At 70.8% G+C, this 17,886-nt stretch carries 14 protein-coding genes and 1 pseudogene; 8 read left to right on the top strand and 7 right to left on the bottom strand.

What is annotated here, in order from left to right:
- Positions 1–50: 50 nt before the first annotated feature.
- The 6 genes from OG379_RS36710 to OG379_RS36685 form a co-directional block, all read right to left on the bottom strand.
- Positions 51–1,841: an ABC transporter ATP-binding protein gene (locus OG379_RS36710; RefSeq protein WP_405667571.1), complete on the bottom strand. Its 1,791-nt coding sequence runs from the start codon at positions 1,839–1,841 to the stop codon at positions 51–53.
- A gap of 43 nt (positions 1,842–1,884) precedes the next feature.
- Positions 1,885–2,937 (bottom strand): iron-siderophore ABC transporter substrate-binding protein, encoded by a 1,053-nt coding sequence (locus OG379_RS36705; RefSeq protein ID WP_405667570.1) that lies wholly within the window; start codon positions 2,935–2,937, stop codon positions 1,885–1,887.
- Positions 2,938–3,051: 114 nt separating this feature from the next.
- Entirely contained in the window at positions 3,052–3,876 is an 825-nt protein-coding gene (locus OG379_RS36700; protein ID WP_405667569.1) for an ABC transporter ATP-binding protein, read from the bottom strand.
- Between the two features lie 56 nt (positions 3,877–3,932).
- A complete protein-coding gene (locus OG379_RS36695; protein WP_405667568.1) occupies positions 3,933–4,994 on the bottom strand; it encodes a FecCD family ABC transporter permease in 1,062 nt (353 codons plus the stop codon).
- On the bottom strand, positions 4,991–6,049 hold the full coding sequence (locus OG379_RS36690) for a FecCD family ABC transporter permease (protein ID WP_405667567.1): 1,059 nt from the start codon (positions 6,047–6,049) through the stop codon (positions 4,991–4,993). The genes OG379_RS36695 and OG379_RS36690 overlap by 4 nt, the downstream gene beginning before the upstream one ends.
- Positions 6,050–6,134: 85 nt before the next feature.
- Positions 6,135–7,490, bottom strand: coding sequence for a lysine N(6)-hydroxylase/L-ornithine N(5)-oxygenase family protein (locus tag OG379_RS36685; protein ID WP_405667566.1), 1,356 nt, complete (start codon positions 7,488–7,490; stop codon positions 6,135–6,137).
- 134 nt (positions 7,491–7,624) lie between these two features.
- Here OG379_RS36685 and OG379_RS36680 point away from each other — a divergent pair.
- Positions 7,625–7,997, top strand: a pseudogene (locus OG379_RS36680) (hypothetical protein); the annotation flags it as partial.
- Between the two features lie 34 nt (positions 7,998–8,031).
- On the opposite strand, the gene OG379_RS36675 reads toward OG379_RS36680, so the two are convergent.
- Positions 8,032–8,970, bottom strand: coding sequence for an alpha/beta hydrolase family protein (locus OG379_RS36675; protein ID WP_405667565.1), 939 nt, complete (start codon positions 8,968–8,970; stop codon positions 8,032–8,034).
- A gap of 112 nt (positions 8,971–9,082) precedes the next feature.
- On the opposite strand from OG379_RS36675, the gene OG379_RS36670 reads away from it, so the two are divergent.
- The 7 genes from OG379_RS36670 to OG379_RS36640 all read left to right on the top strand — a co-directional run bounded on the left by OG379_RS36670 (position 9,083) and on the right by OG379_RS36640 (position 17,819).
- Positions 9,083–9,673 (top strand): TetR/AcrR family transcriptional regulator, encoded by a 591-nt coding sequence (locus OG379_RS36670; protein ID WP_405667564.1) that lies wholly within the window; start codon positions 9,083–9,085, stop codon positions 9,671–9,673.
- Between the two features lie 506 nt (positions 9,674–10,179).
- Positions 10,180–11,079 carry an ABC transporter ATP-binding protein gene (locus OG379_RS36665; RefSeq protein ID WP_405667562.1) on the top strand — a complete coding sequence of 300 codons (900 nt, stop codon included), beginning with the start codon at positions 10,180–10,182 and terminating at the stop codon, positions 11,077–11,079.
- Positions 11,076–12,056 carry an ABC transporter substrate-binding protein gene (locus OG379_RS36660; protein WP_405667561.1) on the top strand — a complete coding sequence of 327 codons (981 nt, stop codon included), beginning with the start codon at positions 11,076–11,078 and terminating at the stop codon, positions 12,054–12,056. Before OG379_RS36665 ends, OG379_RS36660 begins: the two co-directional genes overlap by 4 nt.
- A gap of 6 nt (positions 12,057–12,062) precedes the next feature.
- Entirely contained in the window at positions 12,063–14,129 is a 2,067-nt protein-coding gene (locus tag OG379_RS36655; protein ID WP_405667560.1) for an iron ABC transporter permease, read from the top strand.
- A gap of 172 nt (positions 14,130–14,301) precedes the next feature.
- A complete protein-coding gene (locus tag OG379_RS36650) occupies positions 14,302–14,649 on the top strand; it encodes a VOC family protein (RefSeq protein WP_405667559.1) in 348 nt (115 codons plus the stop codon).
- 176 nt (positions 14,650–14,825) lie between these two features.
- On the top strand, positions 14,826–16,280 hold the full coding sequence (locus OG379_RS36645) for a glycosyltransferase (protein ID WP_405667558.1): 1,455 nt from the start codon (positions 14,826–14,828) through the stop codon (positions 16,278–16,280).
- A 6-nt stretch (positions 16,281–16,286) separates the two neighbouring features.
- Positions 16,287–17,819, top strand: a complete 1,533-nt coding sequence (locus OG379_RS36640; RefSeq protein WP_405667556.1) for a DUF6056 family protein — start codon at positions 16,287–16,289, stop codon at positions 17,817–17,819.
- Positions 17,820–17,886 lie beyond the last annotated feature (67 nt).

The raw sequence follows: 17,886 nt of genomic DNA, 5'->3' as shown, positions 1-17,886 counted from the left end.
CATCGTCCTTCCGGCGTGTGAAAGTGGGACCAACTCAACTCAGGGATGGTTCAACTGCCCTCGCGCCATGCCCGCCACAGTCGTGCGTACCGTCCGCCCAGGGCCACGAGCTCCTCGTGGGTTCCCTGCTCCACCACGCGTCCCTCGTCCAGCACGGCGATCCGGTCCGCGGCCATCGCCTGGGTCAGCCGGTGCGCCACGAACAGCGTGGTCCTGCCCGCGCAGGCGGCCCGTACGGACCTCTCCAGCTCGGCGGCGCCCTCGCTGCCCGCCTCCGCGGTCGACTCGTCGAGCACGACGACCGGTGCCCGGTTCAGCACCAGCCGGGCCAGGGCGATCTGGGCGACCTTCGTGACGTCCAGGCGCTCGCCGCCCTCGCCGACCGTGGTGTCCAGCCCGTCGGGGAGCGCGGAGACCCAGTGTTCGGCGCCGACGGTGCGCAGGGCGTCCATCAGCTCTCCGTCGGTCGCTCGGGGTGCGGCCAGCCGCAGGTCCTCGGCGAGCGGACCGGAGAACACGTGCGTCTCCTGCGTCAGGATGCTGACCAGAGCGCGGGCGCCCGCCTCGTCCATGCCGGCGAGGTCGTTCGTCCCGACGCGCACCGAACCGGCCTGCGGGCTGCCGATGCCGGCGATCAGGGCGGCGAGGGTCGACTTGCCCGCTCCTGTGGCGCCCACCAGGGCGAGGGAACCGCCGGCCGGGATCGTCAGGCTGACGTCCCGCAGGACCGGATCCTCGGCACCGGGATAGGTGAAGGTCAGCCCCTCCACCGTCACCGGGTGGTCAGCGGCGTCCGCCGACGCCACGGAGGCGTCGCCCACCAGCCGGTCCTCGGTGGACTCCCCCAGCACCCCGACCAGTCTGGTGAGGCTCGCGCCCGACTTCTGCGCCTCGTCGAAGGTGAACATGATGGCGCCCAGGGGCGTGAACAGCCGGTGGAACATCAGCGGCGCCGCCGAGACCTCGCCCAGGCTCGCGGCGTCGGCCTCCAGGAGGACGTACCCCACCACGAGGATCAGGACCAGCCCGATGAACTCCGCACGGTTCTCCCGGCCGACGAACCGGCCGAAGATCCGGAAGACGTCGATGCCGAGATCGCGCACGCGCCAGGACTTGGCGGTGACCTTCTCACGGAAGGCACCCTCGAGGCGGTACGCCCTGACGGTGTCGATTCCGTTCAGTCCGCTGATCAGCGCCTGCGCACGGTCGGCCTGCGCCGCTCTCTGCTGCTGGTACAGCGGGGCGGACCGGGGCAGATACCAGCGCAGTGCCAGCGCGTACGCGGGCAGCGCACCGGCGCCCGCCAGGCCGAGTCTCCAGTCGAGCCCGAACATTCCGACCGTGGCGATGGCGACCAGCACGCCGGCCGAGAACACCGTGGGGACGGCCGTACGGATGCCCCTGGACAGCACGGCGACGTCGTCGCCGACCCGGGACAGCACGTCGCCCCGGCCGACCTGCTCCACCCGTGCGCTGGGCATCCCCAGCACCGCCCGGACCGCGGCTTCCCGCAGCCGGGCGAGAAGATCCGCGCCCAGCCGCCCGATCAGGTAGGTCGACACGGCGGTGGCCGCCGCGCCGAGCAGCGCGGCGGCTCCCATGAGGACCCCGATCGTGACCAGGACCGAGCGTCCGTCGCCCTCGACCACGCCGTCGACCACCCGGCCGAGCAGGAGCACCGGGAGCACCTGGAGCGCCGCCCCGGCCACCGTGGTGAGCACGGTGGCGGACGTCAGCCACGGCACTTCGCGGCAGCGCGCGGCGACCCAGCGGGTGGACTCGCCCCCGGCCGCCGTGCGCAGGGTGTCCGCCGGGGCGACGCGAGTGGCGGTGGCGCTCACCCGGGCACCGGTCCGGAGCGGCGACGTGACCGGGCGGCGTGTGTCACCGGCCGGCCGACTTGACGAGCTCGTCGATCGCGTACGGCAGGGAGAGCAGGGTGCCCTGGGAGAGAGCCGCACCGACCGCCGGGCCCTCGCTGTCCAGGAGGTAGGAGACCTTGCCGTCCTTGACCGCGGACAAGTTGTTGAACAGCTCGAACTTCTTCAGCGCGTCCGTGTCCGCCTTGTCGTTGATGACGAAGATGCGGTCGACGTCGATCAGGTCGACGCGCTCGGGGGAGAGCTCGGTGGAGAACTGGCCGCCCGCGACCTTGTCGATCTGGGTCGCGCCCTTGTAGCCGATGCCCGTCAGCAGCCGTCCGCGTACGTCGGTGGTGGTGAAGGCCGAGATCGAGTCCTTGTACCAGGACACCGCGACGGCGGTTTCCTTGCCGAACTCAGGGTTCGCCTCACGCGCCGCGTCGAGCTTGCCCTGGATGCCCTTGACGAGCTCGGTACCCTCGTCCTCCTTGCCGAGCGCCTTGGCGATGTGGACCGCGTTGTCCTGCCACGGAGCGCTGAACAGATCCTTCTCGGCCTTGGTGCGGCCCACCGTGGGAGCGATCTTGGAGAGCTTGCCGTAGGCGGCCTCGTCGATCTCGGAGTAGACCGCGATGATCAGGTCGGGCCGAAGGGCGGCGATCTTCTCGTAGTTGGGGCCCGCGTCGCCGTTCTTCATGACGACCTCGGGGCGGGCGTCGCCCCACTTGTCCTTCACCCAGGGCCACTGGGTGTTGATGTCGGGGGACTGGCCCGCCGGGTTCGGGTACTGGTCGACCATGCCGACCGGCTTGATGCCGAAGGCCAGCACCGCCTGGTCGTCCGTGTAGCCGACGGTGACGACCCGCTCAGGCGCCTTGTCGATCTTCGTGGACCCGAACGCGTGCTCCACCGTCACCGGGAACGCACCGCCGGCGGCGGCCGGGGCCTTGTCGCTCGTCCCTTCCTCCGAGTCGGAACCGCATCCCCCGAGAAGGCCGACGCCGAGCGTCACGGCGGTGAGGGTCGCAGCCAGCCGCCGCCATGGCTTCTGAAACGTCGATCTGTGGAAGAGCATCCGGGAATCCCCTGCTTTCGCGCTGTCGCTACACCCCGTGTGAGGGCAGGCAAACCTTATCCATACGGAGTGAGGTTAGCCTAGCCTAACTGGCGTATTTCCTTGACGAGAACCTCAGTTGAGCTGCACGTGCGTGCGGCCGATGGGCACGATGAGCGGGCGGTCCCCCACCGGATCCTCGATCACCTTGGCCCGCAGCCCGAACGCCTCCTGCAGCAGATCGGCCGTGATCACGTCACGCGGGTGCCCCTGCGCCAGGATCGCCCCTTCCCGCATGACGACCAGATTGTCGCTGTAACGGGTGGCCAGATTGAGGTCGTGCAGCACCATGACCACCGTGCGGCCCGACTCGTGCAGGTCATCCACCAGATCGAGCACGTCGATCGCGTGAGCGAGGTCCAGGTACGTGGTCGGCTCGTCCAGCAGCAGCAGGTCGGTGCCCTGAGCCAGCGTCATCGATATCCACACGCGCTGGCGTTGCCCGCCGGACAGCGAGTCGACGGGACGGTCGGCCAGTTCGGAGACACCGGTCATGGCCAGCGCGCGCTCCACGACGGAGGCGTCGTCGGACGACCACTGCCGCAGCCAGCTCTGGTGCGGGTGGCGCCCCCTTGCCACCAGGTCGGCCACCGTGAGGCCTTCCGGCGCGACCGGGGCCTGCGGCAGAAGACCGAGCTTCCTCGCCACGTCCCTGGTCCTGAGCTTGACGATGTCCTCGCCGTCCAGCACGACCGCACCCGCTGTCGGCTTGAGCAGCCGCGTCAGGGTGCGCAACAGGGTCGACTTCCCACAGCCGTTGGGACCGATGATCGTGGTGATCAGTCCGGGCGGGACCGTCACGTCGAGGCCGTCGATGACGGTCCTCCCGCCGTAGCCGACCGTGATGCTCCTCGCCGCCAGCCGCGAGACGTCGTCGACCGCCGAATCGGTCCTCGTCATGTGCTCAGCGCCCACAGGTCCCCCCGTTGCCCGGTTCGTTCGGTCGTGTTCGTCGGTCATCTGAGGTTCGCCCGCACCAGCAGATATACAAGGAAGGGCCCGCCGATCGCGGCCGTGACCACGCCGACCGGGAGGGTGACAGGCAGCGCCGAGCGCGCGGCCAGGTCCGCGCCGATCAGCAGCAACGCGCCCACCAGGCCGGAGGCCACCAGTGGAGGTGTCGGGCATCTGGCCAGGCGCATGGCGATCTGCGGCGCCACCAGCGCCACGAACGGGACCGGTCCGGCGGCGCTCACCGCAGCGGCGGCCAGCAGCACCGCGCACAGGAGCAGAACCGCCCGCACCCTCGAGAAGCGGACGCCGAGCCCTGCGGCGACCTCGTCCCCGAGGTGCATGGGCTTGAACTGGAACGCGGCAGCCGCGACGACCGCCATGAGGACGAGCGCGCACCAGAAGACCACCCGGACCTCGTCCCACGACCGGTTGTCCAGCGACCCGACCAGCCACGCCTGTGCCCGCGCCACGTCCCTGATGTCCGCGGCGGTCAGGAGCCAGGTGGTGATCGCCTCCGTCATGGCGGTCACCGAGATGCCGATGAGGATGAGCCGGAAACCGTCGATCCCGCGCCGCCACGCCAGGAAGTAGACCAGCAACCCCGTGCAGAGGCCGCCCGCGAGCGCCGCCGCCGACAGGCCCACGGTGCTCACGACCGCGGCGGTGGTCCCGCCGGACACGGTCACGAGGAACACCGCGACGGCACTGGCTCCCCCGGTGATCCCCAGAATGTCGGGGCTGGCCAGTGGGTTACGAGCCACGGACTGTGTGATCGCCCCAGACACGCCCAGAGCGATTCCCACGAGGAGCCCCGCCAGAGCACGCGGCATCCGCAGGTCCATGATCACGAACTCGTCCACCTGCTCGCCCCGGCCCAGGATCGTGGCGATCACCCGGGAGAGGCCTATGGGGAAGTCACCGACCCCGATGGACAGACAGAACACCAGGAAGGTGACCGCCGCCAGCAGCAGGGTGACGCTCACCATCCACGGCCGCCAGACGAACGACACCTGGCCGAGCCGCACGCCGGGCGTCACCCGCCGCTCCACATCAGTCCCGTTCATGCGCTCCTGAACTTTCCTCGCCACACGAGAACCGCGAAGAACGGGGCGCCGAGAAGGGCGACGACGATACCCGCGTCCAATTCGCCCGGCCGCACGACCACGCGTCCCACGATGTCGCAGACCAGAAGGACGACCGCTCCGAGGAGACCCGCGTACGGCACCAGCCAGCGATAGTCCGGTCCGGTCAGATACCGGGCGACGTGGGCCACCATCAGCCCGAGAAACGCGATGGGGCCGCATGCCGCCGTGGCCGCTCCCGCGAGGAGGGTGATGGCGACGATGCCGACGGTCCTGCTCAGCGCGATGTTCACGCCCAGCCCCCGCGCCACGTCGTCCCCCAGGTTGAGCAGGTTGAGGGAGGGCAGCGTGGTCAGGGCCAACACCACGCCGACGGCGACGAACGCCGTGACCGGCCAGATCACTTCGAAGCCGACGCCGGCCACGGAGCCCGCGTTCCAGAACCGCAGTGCGTTCAGCGACTTCAGATCCGACAGCGCGACCGCCGTGGTCATCGCCGCGAGGAACACCGTGACTCCCTGGCCCGCCAGCGCGAGCGTCAGTGGATTGCCGGCCCCCCGGCCGATGCTGGACAGTCCGAACACGACGACACCGGCGACCGCCGCGCCGAGGAAGGCGAACCAGACGTACTGGAACGGGTCGGCGAAGCCGAAGACGGCGATCACGGTCACCACGGCGAACGAGGCCCCGGAGTTCACGCCCAGCAGCCCCGTGTCCGCGATCGGGTTGCGGGTGTACCCCTGGATCAGCGCCCCGCCGATGCCCAGCGCGACGCCGGCGACGATCGCGAGCACCGTCCGGGGCACCCGCACGGTCCGCACGATGAGTCTGATCTCGCTGAGGCGCTGGTCGGGGTCGGGCGCGGCGAACAGCCCGTGCCACACCTCCGCGGGGCTCAGCGACCGCGCCCCGACGGCCAGCGACGCGGCGAACCCGATCACCAGGATCGCCACCAGAGCGGCCAAGCCCGCCACCCGTCTTCGGCGGGCCCCTGTCGTGCCCCTGGGGGCGGTCCGCTCCACTGCAGTCGTGCTCATGGCGACGTACGATATCCCTTTGATCTACGCGGTACGCATCGGCAGTTGGGCGCCCGGCGCGGGCCGGGAGATGAATCCGTGCGGTCTAGCAGGCGGTGCCGCCGATACCCTCCGCGACCAGCCGGACCTCGTCGGGTGCTTCCTTGAGTCCCCGGCCGACCAGCGAGTCCAGGATCTCGCCGACCCGTATCGCCGTGTTGGAGAGCAGGGCCGACGTGATGCCGTGCGTGTGCTCGGTGCCACCCTGCAGATAGATGCCGCAGTTCAGTCCGGGGCCGGTCGCGATGCGGTAGTCACGCTCGACGCGGACACGCCCCTCCTCGTCGAGGAGGCAGCGGTCCGCGACCTCGCCGAGCAGGCCGAGGGGATCGACGGGGCTGTAGCCCGTGGCGAACACCACGACATCGGCGTCCAGGACGGTCTCCTCCCCGGTGACGAGGGACTTCACCGTGGCACGGACCGCGTCCGCCCCCTCCTCAACGGCGGCCAGCCGGGAGACGTTGAGGAAGCGCAGCCGCTCGGTGCCGAGGACCTTCTCCTGGTACGTCTTCCGGTACAGGTCGTCGATCAGGTCGATGTCCACCACGGAGTAGTTGGTGTTGCCGTGGTAGTCCATCAGTCTGCGCTTGACGCTTCCGGGTGCGGCGAAGTACTCGTCGACGGCCCCGGGGTCGAAGATCCGGTTGGCGAAAGCGCTGTCGTCGGCGGGGCTGTAGCCGTAGCGCGAGAAGACCGCGCAGACCTCGGCCTTGGGGAAGCGGCGGTGCAGGTAGGCGACATTCTCGGCCGCGCTCTGTCCGGCGCCCACGACGACGAACCGGGAGGGCGAGGTGCCCTTCAGGCCGTCGACCTTCGCCAGCAGGTCGGAGTTGTGCCAGACACGGTCACCGCGCTCCACCCCTTCGGGCATGAGCGGCCGCAGCCCGGTCCCGATGACCACGTTGCGGGCCCGGTGGGCCACGAGCCCCTCGGCCGAACGGACCGTCACGTCCAGGTACTCCACGGCACCGTCGCCCACGACAGGCGTGACGCCGACGACCTCATGGCCGTAGGAGACCATGGGGTCGACCTTGGCCGCGGCCCACTCGAAGTAGTCGTGGAACTCGACCCGCAGGGGGAAGAGGTTCTTGTGGTTGATGAAGTCGACCAGCCGGCCTCTGCTCTTGAGGTAGCAGAGAAAGCTGTACTCGCTGGCCGGGTTCCGGAGCGTCACCAGGTCCTTGAGGAAGGACACCTGCATGGTCGCGTCGTCGATCAGCATCCCGCGGTGCCAGCCGAACCGCGGCTGCTGTTCGAAGAAGCGGGCGGTGACCGGCTCGTGCGCGCCCGTCCCCGCGTTGCACTCGCCGATGGCGATCGCCATGGCCACGTTGGACGGTCCGAACCCGATGCCGATGAGGTCGTGGACCTGTGGTGCGTCGCCAGGCCGAACCTGTGACATGTCACTCCCATCGTGCGGGGAAGCCGCCCGAAGGCGCGGCGCGCCGAGGGCCGGGCACACCGAACGGAGCGCCCCGCTGCAATTTAGGTGAGCCTAAGCTCATCTTGGAGAGCTGTCGATAGCGCACGGCATGGGGCACTCCGAACATCCACGACTCGCTGCTGGCGAAATACGCGGCTTCTCCCCGCCGAACTGGGCCCTCATCAACGGGGAGTCCGAAGTGGGCCTGGTCCGCCCCCGGTCCGAGCCGTACCCCGGCGCCTTAACCTTGCACAGGGGCAAGCGCGTCGAGGTCCTCGCCGCAGTGGTGTCCCAGGGCCGCTAAGGCGGAACGCCCGGCCGCGTCTTCTACCGCGAGGGCGACGGCGTGGTGATCGCCGCCGGGGCGGATGCCCGTACCGGCGGCAACACGGCCTGGCCATCACACGCGTACGCGCCGAGGACGGCCGGGAACTGCCCGCGACGGAGTACTTCACCGCCATGGGCGGGTACCTGACGGGCCGTCCCTGGCACCACGCGCCCCGGCGGGGCCTCGCGCCCCTCAGGACTTCGACTCGATCTTTCCTATGGGATCGGCGCTCTCCGACAGAGCCTTCCGCACCGCCGCCCAGCTCGCATGCTCGATATCGAGCGCGTGACGGAGGTAGGCCCATGTGACCCGCTGGATCATGGACACGCGTCCGGGGTCCTCGTCCGTCGTCTCCCTGGCCTCGTACCCGGTGATCCCGCCGAGCGAGTGCTCACCCCCGAACACGGTGAGCAGGCTCTTCTCCCCCGGGCTCAGGAAGTAGGGGTCGGCAAGCCACTCCGGCCCCCTGACGGACAGGGGGAGGTCGTCCTGATCGCCCGCGACCACCAGGGTCGGCGTGATCATGTTCGCGAAGCTCGGATTCATGAACGGGAAGTTCTCGGCCGCGAACGGCGTCAGGTCGTCGCCCCCCTTCCCGGCGGTGGCGAGGAGCACCCCCGCTCCGATCCGCGCGTCGGACAGGTCCTCCTCCTGTTTGCTCACCGGGTCGAGGACGCGCAGGCCCAGCAGGTTGCCCGCCGTCTGGCCGCCGAAGGAGTGGCCGGCCGCGGCGATCCGGCCGCGGTCGAGGCGGCCGCCGAGGCCGGGTACGGCGGCCTCCAGCACGTCGAGTCGGTCCAGGACGCGCTTCATGTCCTCGACACGGAATCGCCAGAGCCGCGGTATACGGGGATCGTCCTGGGACAGGCCGACCGTCCTGGAGTCGAGGTGGGTGGGCTGGATCACCACGAAGCCGTGAGCGGCCCAGAAGTCGGCCAAGGGGCCGTAGCCGTCAAGTGACGAACCGAAGCCGTGGGCGAAGAGGATGACCGGCAGCGCGCTGCCTGTCGCCGGCGCCGAGACCCTCACCCGCAGGTCTTCACCCCGCCCCGGCGCTTCCAGCACCACCGGCTTCACCGAGATGACGGGGGTGGACACGTCGGCGGCCGTCGCCATTTCCGAAGCAGCCATGGAATGGTCTCCCTTCGATCGGATCTGCCATCATGGAAAACGGGACTGCGTCCCGGATAAAACATACGGGACACTGTCCCGTTTAGCGAGCGACAGCGGAGGAGTGAGCGCGGTGGGCGGCAGCCAGCAGGGCACCAGTGGTGCGTCCAAGCCGAAGCGGGCGGACGCGCGACGCAACGAGGGGGTCCTCCTCGACGCGGCCGCGGCGGTCTTCGTCGCCTCGGGCGTGGAGGCGCCGATTCGCGACATCGCCGCCGAGGCAGGCGTGGGGACAGCCACGATCTACCGCCACTTCCCTACGCGGGCGGACCTCATCGTCGCCGTGTACCGCCACCAGGTCGAGGCGCTCGCCGAGGCCGGCCCCTCCCTCCTCGTCACCGGCCCGTCCCCGTACGACGCGCTCGCGCGATGGATCGACCTCTTCGTGAATTTCGTGGTCACGAAACAGGGACTGGCCACCGTGCTGCAGTCCGACGACCCCTGCTTCGACCCCCTGCACTCCTACTTCGTCGAGCGGCTCGTACCCGTGTGCGGTCAACTGCTCGACGCGGCGGCCGCTTCGGGTGAGATCCGTCCGGGCATGGACGCCTACTCGCTCATGCGTGGCGTCGGGGGTCTCTGCGCGGGCGCCGGAGGCAACCGCGGCTACGACGCACGTCAAATGGTCGAGCTCCTGGTGGCGGGACTGCGACAAGCGGCCTGACACCGCGTTCGGCTGACGGCAGATCCGGGCGACCGGCCTGCCGCACCGTGCCGGGACAGCTCGATGGGGCTGGACATGACTGTGCGCCGGCTGGACCTGGGCTCGTGCGACCCGCTCCGGAGGCGGGCGGACCACTGCCTCGGGTCGAGCCCGCGCTCGCCTGTCTCGTCCGGCACCCCCAGGGACAGATCCACTTCGAGCCGGCCGCCGCCCGACAGGACGACCACACCCCGGGCACCAGTCGCTCGTCCTGCGACAGAGCGACTGGTGCCGTGGTCCTCGCCGGGCAGGCCCATGACTTCGCGCCCCACTTCACTTCGGACCAACTGCCCTGCCAGGCCGCGTTCGACGGGGTGGACCAGCCAATACCCAGCTACCGGCCGGCGCTCTCTCAGGCTCGCATTCGCGGGCGGCCGAGCGGCCCGCGGGATCCGTCCGTTCCGATGACTCTGTGTAATGGGAGGGGGTGGTCCACTTTTACCTAAGGGCAGGCTAACCTAAGATGCATGAGAGCTGGTGAGAGCACTTCCCGCGCTGTGGATGCCCCCATGGCTGCCGGTCTGCCGCGTGCGCGCGGTCACGGACTGTCCGCCGACGGGGTGACCGTGGCGTACGGGCAGGTCGACGTCGTACACGAGGCGGCCATCGCCCTGCGGCCCGCAGAGGTGACCGCACTCGTGGGCCCCAACGGCAGCGGGAAGTCGACGCTGTTGCGCACGCTCGCCCGGCTTCAGGCCCCCCGCGCCGGCTCGCTCACGGTGGGCCCGGGCACGGACGGGGCCACGGACGGCTTCGCGCTCGGCGCCCGCGAGTTCGCGCGTCGCGTCGCGCTCCTGACACAGTCCCGGTCGACGCCGGGCGGCCTCACCGTCCGGGACGTGGTCGACTTCGGCCGCTACCCCCACCGGGGCCGCTGGGGCCGCCCCGATCCCCGCGGCACCGCCGCGGTGGACCGGGCCCTCGGCCTCACCGGGGTGGAGGACCTCGCCGGGCGGGGCGTCGAACAGCTCTCCGGCGGGCAGCTCCAGCGTGTGTGGCTGGCGAGCTGTCTCGCGCAGGAGACGGATGTCCTGCTCCTGGACGAACCGACCACCTATCTCGATCTCCGCTATCAGGTCGAACTCCTCGACCTGATCCGCGATCTCGCCGACGCCCACGGCATCGCCGTGGGCGTCGTCCTCCACGACCTCGACCAGGCCGCGGCGGTCGCCGACCGCGTAGCACTGCTGCACGCGGGACGCATCGTCGCCGACGGTGTGCCCGAGGACGTGTTCACGCCGGAACTCCTGTCGGACGTCTACGGCATACGCATCGACGTGGACACCGATCCCTCGACCGGCCGGCTCCGCACCCGCGCGATCGGCCGCCACCATTCCAGAACCGAAAGGCTCAGCACCTCCTCATGAGACGCCGCATCCTCGCCACGGCCACCGTCGCCGTCGCCGCCCTGTCCCTGGCCGCCTGCGGAACCACGGAGCCCTCCTCCGACGACTCCGCGGCGTCGGCCGAGCCCGCCGGGAAGATCACCCTCACCGACGCCAAGGGCACGAAGGTGACCCTCGACGGCCCCGCCACGAAGGTCGTCGCCACCGAGTGGAACGTGGTCGAGGACCTGGTCACCCTCGGAGTCGCCCCCGTGGGCGTCGCCGATGTGAAGGGCTACACCGCGTGGAACACCGCGGCCCCGCTCACCGGCAAGCCCAAGGACGTCGGCACCCGCGGCGAGCCGAGCATCGACACCGTCGCGGCCCTCGCACCCGACCTCGTGGTCGCCACCAGCGACCTCGCCCCGGCGGTGGTGAAGCAGCTCCGTAAGGTCGCACCCGTCCTGGAGGTCACGTCCGCCGACGCCGCCGACCAGATCGGCACGATGACGGAGGGCCTCGACCTCATCGCGAAGGCCACCGGCAAGGAGGACCGGGCGGAAACCGTCAAGAAGGACTTCGAAGCGAGCCTCGCCGAGGGCAGGAAGGCCCTCGCGGACGCCGGCCTCGGCGGCGCCGAGATCGCCTCGGCCGACGGCTACGTCGCGTCGAACCAGGTCTCCGTCCGCGCCTACACCAGCGGATCCCTTCTCGGCGCGGTCAACGAGCGTCTCGGCCTGAAGAACGCCTGGACCGTGAAGGGGGACAAGAGCTACGGCCTCGCCACCACCGACGTCGAAGGGCTCACCGGCCTCGGGGACGTCCAGTTCTCGTACATCGCGAACGACGTCGACGGCGACGCGTTCGCCGGCACCCTCGCGAAGAACGCCGTGTGGAAGTCGCTCCCCTTCGTGAAGGACGACAACGTGCACCGGCTGCCCGACGGCGTCTGGATGTTCGGCGGCCCCCGCTCGATGGAGGCGTACGCCGACTCCCTCGTCGACGCGCTGACGAAGTAGCGCGCCGTGGCCGTCATCGACAGGACCGCGGTGGGCCGTGACCGCACCACCGCGGCCACGACGGGCGCGGTCGCCGTGGCGGCCACGCTCGTGCTGCTGGTCACCGTCCTCGCCGCCGTCGACATCACCCAGGGCACCGCCGATGTCGGAGCGTCGGAGGTCTGGAACGCGATCGTCGGGCAAGCCGAGGCGGGGGACGCCTCCGTGGTGGTCGCTTCCCGGCTGCCGAGGATGGTGGCCGCCGTCCTCGTCGGACTGGCACTCGGCATGGCCGGCTCCGCCCTCCAGGCCGTCAGCCGGAACGTCCTCGCCTCACCCGACACACTCGCCGTGAACGCCGGCTCCTACCTGGCGCTCGGGGTGCTCGCCGTCACCGGCACCACCCTCCCGCTCCTCGCCTCGTCCGGCGCCGCGTTCGTCGGCGGACTCGCCGCCGCGGCCGTCGTCCTCGGGCTGTCCGGGCTCGGCAGAGGCACCGTCCGTCTGGTCCTCGCGGGCAGCGCGCTCGCGCTGGGACTGAACGCGGTGACCGAAGCGCTGCTCCTGTTGTTCCCTCAGCAGACCGAGGGGCTCTACCGGTGGAACCAGGGAAGTGTCGGCCAGAACGGCTTCGACGGCGTCATCCAGATGGCCCCGGTCATCGGCGTCGGACTCGTCGGGCTGATGGTCGTCGCCCGACGCGTCGACGCCCTGGCCCTGGGCGACGACACCGCCCGTGGACTGGGCGTGCCCGTCCGCGGCACCCGGGTCACCACGGTCGTGCTCGCCACCCTGCTCTCAGCGGCAGCGGTCACGCTCGCGGGCCCGATCGGTTTCGTCGGCCTCTGCGCGCCCGCGCTCGTACGGCCTCTCACCCGGCGCTTCCGGGGACTCGCCCGCTCCCGGGTGAGCCTGCCCGTGGCGGGGCTCGTGGGCGCCGCGCTCGTGCTCGGCTCGGACGTGCTGCTGCGCGCGCTCGTGCCCGCCGACACCGCCGTCGAGGTGCCGACCGGCGTCGTCACGACCGTGGTCGGGGGCGTGTTCCTCGTCGTGATGGCGCTCCGTACCCGTGACACCGAAGCCGCGGACGCGCCGGACCGGCTGAGGATCCCCGGACGGACCGCGTTCCTGGTGACCGTGGCCGTGCTCGCCGTCGTCCTCGTGGGCGTGCTGGTGGCGGCGGTACTCCTCGGCGACTCGAAGCTGCTGCTCGGCGATGTCGTGAACTGGGCGCAGGGCAGGGCGGGCCGTGTCGTCACGTTCGTCCTCGACACCCGGGTGCCGCGGGTGACGGCAGCGCTCCTCGCGGGTGCCGCGTTGGCCCTGTCCGGCACCCTGGTGCAGGCCGTGACCCGCAATCCGCTCGCGGAACCGGGCGTCCTGGGAGTCTCCGGAGGCGCCGGTCTGGGCGCGGTCCTGCTGGTGACCACCGCGCAGGCCCCCGGTTCGTGGGCGGTTGCGGGAGCGGCGTTCGGCGGAGCCGCCGTCACAGCGTCGCTCGTCTTCGGGCTGGCCGCACGGGGCGGTTTCCGGCAGAACAGGCTGGTGCTGCTCGGTATGGGGGTGTCCTCCGCCGCGGCGGCGCTGATCAGCCTGATCATTGTGCTCAGCGACCCGTTCGACACGACGAAGGCCCTCACCTGGCTGTCCGGTTCGACGTACGGGCGGAACATGCCCGATGCGCTGCCGGTGGCCGTCGTACTCGTCGTCGGCATCGTCCTGGCGGTGGTACGCCGACGGGAACTGGACCTCGTCGCGCTCGACGAGGACACCCCGAGGCTTCTGGGCCTGGGTCTCCCCCGGGCGCGTCTCGGCTTCCTCGTGGTCGCCGTCCTGCTGAGCGCCTCCGCCGTCGCGGCCGCGGGCACGATCGGCTTCGTCGGACTGGTCGCACCGCACGCGGCCCGCGCCCTCGTCGGCCGGCGGCATGTGCGGGTGGTCCCGGTCTCGCTCCTCCTCGGTGCGGTGCTGGTCTGCCTGGCGGATCTGGCGGGGCGCACGGTGATCGCGCCGGCCCAGCTCGGGGCGGGTCTGATGACGGCTGTCATCGGCGCGCCGTACTTCCTGTACCTGCTGGTCCGCACGCGACGCTGAGACCGGGCGGTGCGGGCTCCGGCCGCCAGACCGGTGCCCGCACCGCCGGCCGTCCACCGCCGCGCCCCCGGGACGAGTTGCGGCTGATGCGGACGGGAAGGGGGTGCGGCCCGGCAGCCTCCTGGACAGAATCAGAGGCACATCCGCCGTCGTCCGTCAGCAGGAGTCCACCGTGTCCATCCGCCGCGTCATGCCGGACATCCGTTCAGAGGCCATGGAGGAGAGCCGGGGGTTCTACGAACTCCTGGGGTTCGAGGAGGTCATGAACCTCGGGTGGGTCATGACGCTCGCCTCTCCTTCCAACCCCACGGCACAGATCACCTTCATGAGCCACGACAAGACCGCGCCGGTGGTGCCCGACGTGAGCGTGGAGGTGGACGACGTGGACGCGGCCTACGCGGTGATGCGGGCGAACGGCGCCGAGATCGTGCATCCCCTGCAGGACGAGGAGTGGGGTGTGCGCCGGTTCTTCGTCCGTGACCCCAACGGCAGCGTCGTCAACGTCGTGGGCCACCGGTGATCCGGCCGCCGGGCGCCCCGTACCTAGCCTGACCATGCGCCGTTCGTGCGAAAGAGTCCGACGGCTCGCGCGTCCCGAGCGGCAGGAGGAGGACTTCTCCACCGGATGCGCGACTGTTGCGGGGCGGAGCGCGCCGAACCTGCCGCTCCGGGTCCCCGCACGTCCGGAGGTGTCGCGTGACCGGCCTTCAGCTGTCGGTCGTCGTGCCCTGCTTCGACGAGGCCGAGGGCATCGGCTCCTTCCACGCGGCGCTGACCGCCGTCCTGGAAGGGCTCGAGGAGACCTTCGAGATCTGTTACGTGGACGACGGCAGCAACGACCGCACACGGCTGCTGCTCAACGCGTTCGCCGCCCAGGACGAGCGGACCCGCTACACGGCGTTCAGCCGGAACTTCGGCAAGGAGGCCGCCATGCTGGCCGGGCTCCGCATGTCGCGGGGCGCCGCCGTGGTGATCATGGACGCCGACCTCCAGCACCCGCCCGAGCTCATCCCCCGAATGCTCGAACTGCACCGTCACGGCTACGACCAGGTCATCCCGCGTCGTGACCGCTCGGGCGAGGGCATGGTGCGCAGCACGCTCAGCCATGCCTACTACGCGGTCGTGCGCCGCTGTGTGGACGTGGAGCTCCTCGACGGGACCGGGGACTTCCGGCTGCTGTCGCGGAGGGCGGTGGAGAGCGTCCTGTCCATGCCGGAGAGCAACCGTTTCTCGAAGGGGATCTTCTCCTGGATCGGCTTCGACACCGTCAGCTTCCGCTACCGGAACAGCGAACGCGTGGCGGGCCGCTCGAAATGGGGCAGCCGGCGACTGCTGAACTACGGCATCGACGGGCTCCTGTCCTTCAACAACCGCCCGCTCCGCCTTGCGATCTACACCGGCTTCTGGGTCTTCCTCTCGGCCCTGGCCTACGCGGTGTGGACGGTGGTGTCCGTGGTGCTGCACGGCGCGGACACACCGGGCTATGCCACGCTGCTCACCGCGGTGGTGGCCCTCAGCGGCATCCAGCTGGTGACCCTCGGAGTCATCGGCGAGTACGTGGGGCGCATCTACCACGAGGCCAAGCACCGGCCGCCCTATGTGGTGCGGGAGACCGACGAGAGCTGTCCGGCGCCGCCGGACCACCCTCCGCCCGCCATGACGACGCCCGCTTCCCCCCGGGGCCGCACCGCGCGCCAGTTCGCCAGTTTCGTCCTGGTGGGATGCGTGAACACAGCTGTCTATCTGGGTGTCTACGCCGTCCTGAACCGATGGATCCCCTACCTGGTCGCCCATGTCCTCGGGTACGCGGTCAGCATCGTGTGCTCGTTCCTGCTCAACTCCTACGTCACCTGCCGTACGAAGCCCACATGGCGTGCCTTCGTGCGCTATCCCGTGTCGAGCCTGGTGAACCTCGTCGCTTCGGGCGCTCTGCTCTACGGGGCGGTCAGTGGCCTCGGCATGGACAAGAACCTGTCCGCGCTCGTCGCCGGTGTCCTCGTCACCCCGGTCTCCTTCCTGCTGGCCCGGTGGGCGATCATGTCGGGCCGCCGCGAGGCCCCCGCCCCGGCCGGGCGGTCCACGCAGCAGCCCGAGCCGCCCGTGGGCGCGCCGGTCCCCGACCTCCCCGTCCGCGCCTCCGAGGACCGGTGAGCGCGGATGTCCGACAGCACACCGGAATCCACGGCCCCTGACCGGCCGGACGCCACGGTGCACGACCCCCGGGGTCTGCCCCGGCGTCCGGGGCGCGCCTCCCGGCCGCGCTCGTGGGCCTCGGTCTGGCTGACCGCTCTCTCCCTCCCGCCCCTGGCCCTGCTCGCCGCGGCAGCGTGGTTCGGGCGGTCGGTCCGGCCCGGCGCGGACGACTGGTGCTTCCTGCCCACGGTGCGGGACCACGGCGTCACCGGCCTCATCGGCCGGTTCTACTTCGACGACAACGGGCGGGTCGCCAACGCCGTACTGGTCGGCGCCTACGCGAAGTTCCAGATCGCGGGCCACCAGTGGTTCGGCCTGGTCACCGGTGTGCTGACACTGGCGGTGCTGTGGGCTGCGGCGGTCCTGGCACTGCGGCGTCTCCGGCTCTCCGTGCCGCGCGGCCTGCCGCTGCTGGTCGCGGCCATGGCGACCGCGCTCTTCCTCTTCGTCACGCCGAACACGTACAAGACGTTCTACTGGCCGGCCGCGTCCGTCTCGCACACGATGCCACCGGTGCTGGCCTGTGCCGCACTGCTCCCGTTCCTGGGGGCCCGTTCGCCCCGTGGCAGGGGTGCGGCCCTCGCCGTGGCCCTCGTCGTCGGCCTGGCCGTCGGCACGCTGTCGGAGGAGACCGCGATCGTCGTGGCGGTGCTGCTGGTCACCGTCCTCGTCCTCAGCGGCCGCGCCGCCGCCGGCCCCTTCCGGCGCTTCCTCCGTCTCTGGTGCGCGGCGGGCATCACCGGGGTCGCCGCCGGGGCCGTCGTGCTGATCACCTCACCCGGATCGAACACCCGGCGTGACCGGTTCGGTGCGGGTACGACGTCCATGGTCGCGCCGGAGTCGCTCGCCGCCTCGTTGCGCGGATTCGCGGAGATCGCGCTGACCGTGGCCACCACATGGCAGTACATCGGGGCGGTGGCGGTGGGGGTGCTCCTGGGGCTGTTGTGCCGGCGCCCGGACGGGAGCACGCCGCGCCCGCCCGCCCACTGGCTTCCGACGGCCTGTGCGGCGGTGGCCGCGCTTCTCGTGTCCGGCTTCCTCTGCACGGTCGTGACCTATCCGGTGTTCCAGGACCGGGTGAGCGATCCGAGCGCCAACCGGCTCTGGAACGACTACCTGTTGGTCTACGTGACCCTGCTCGTCGCTGCCGGTGCGCTCCTGGGGGTGGCGGCCCGGCAGCGTGCGCGGAGGACCGGCCCCCTTCAGGCGGCGTGCGCGGTGCTCTGCGTCCTGGTCTGCTTCGGGCCGGCCGTCGCGCTGCTCGACCTCGACACGAACATGCGTGCTCGGGCCGAGGAGTGGGACGCCCAGGACCGGCGTCTGCGTGAGGGGGCGAGCGCGGGCGCCAGGGTCCTCCCGTACGAGCGCCTCGTGATCAGTCAGATGCTGGAGCCGTTCAGCCGACGGGGGCGCTCGTACTGGCCCGGGGGGTGCGTCGCCGACTACTACCGGCTCGACCGCGTCACCGACGCCACCCGGTCCCCCGGCCACGGGTAGGACGAGCACCGTTCCGGGCACGGACCCGAAGCTGGTGCTATTGTTCTACTTCAATGCAAACAACTTC

This window comes from Streptomyces sp. NBC_01166 (assembly GCF_045039765.1).
Classification (GTDB): Bacteria; Actinomycetota; Actinomycetes; order Streptomycetales; family Streptomycetaceae; genus Streptomyces.
The sequence above is the reverse complement of the archived record's forward strand: the minus strand, read 5'-3'. Positions and strand labels throughout refer to the sequence as shown.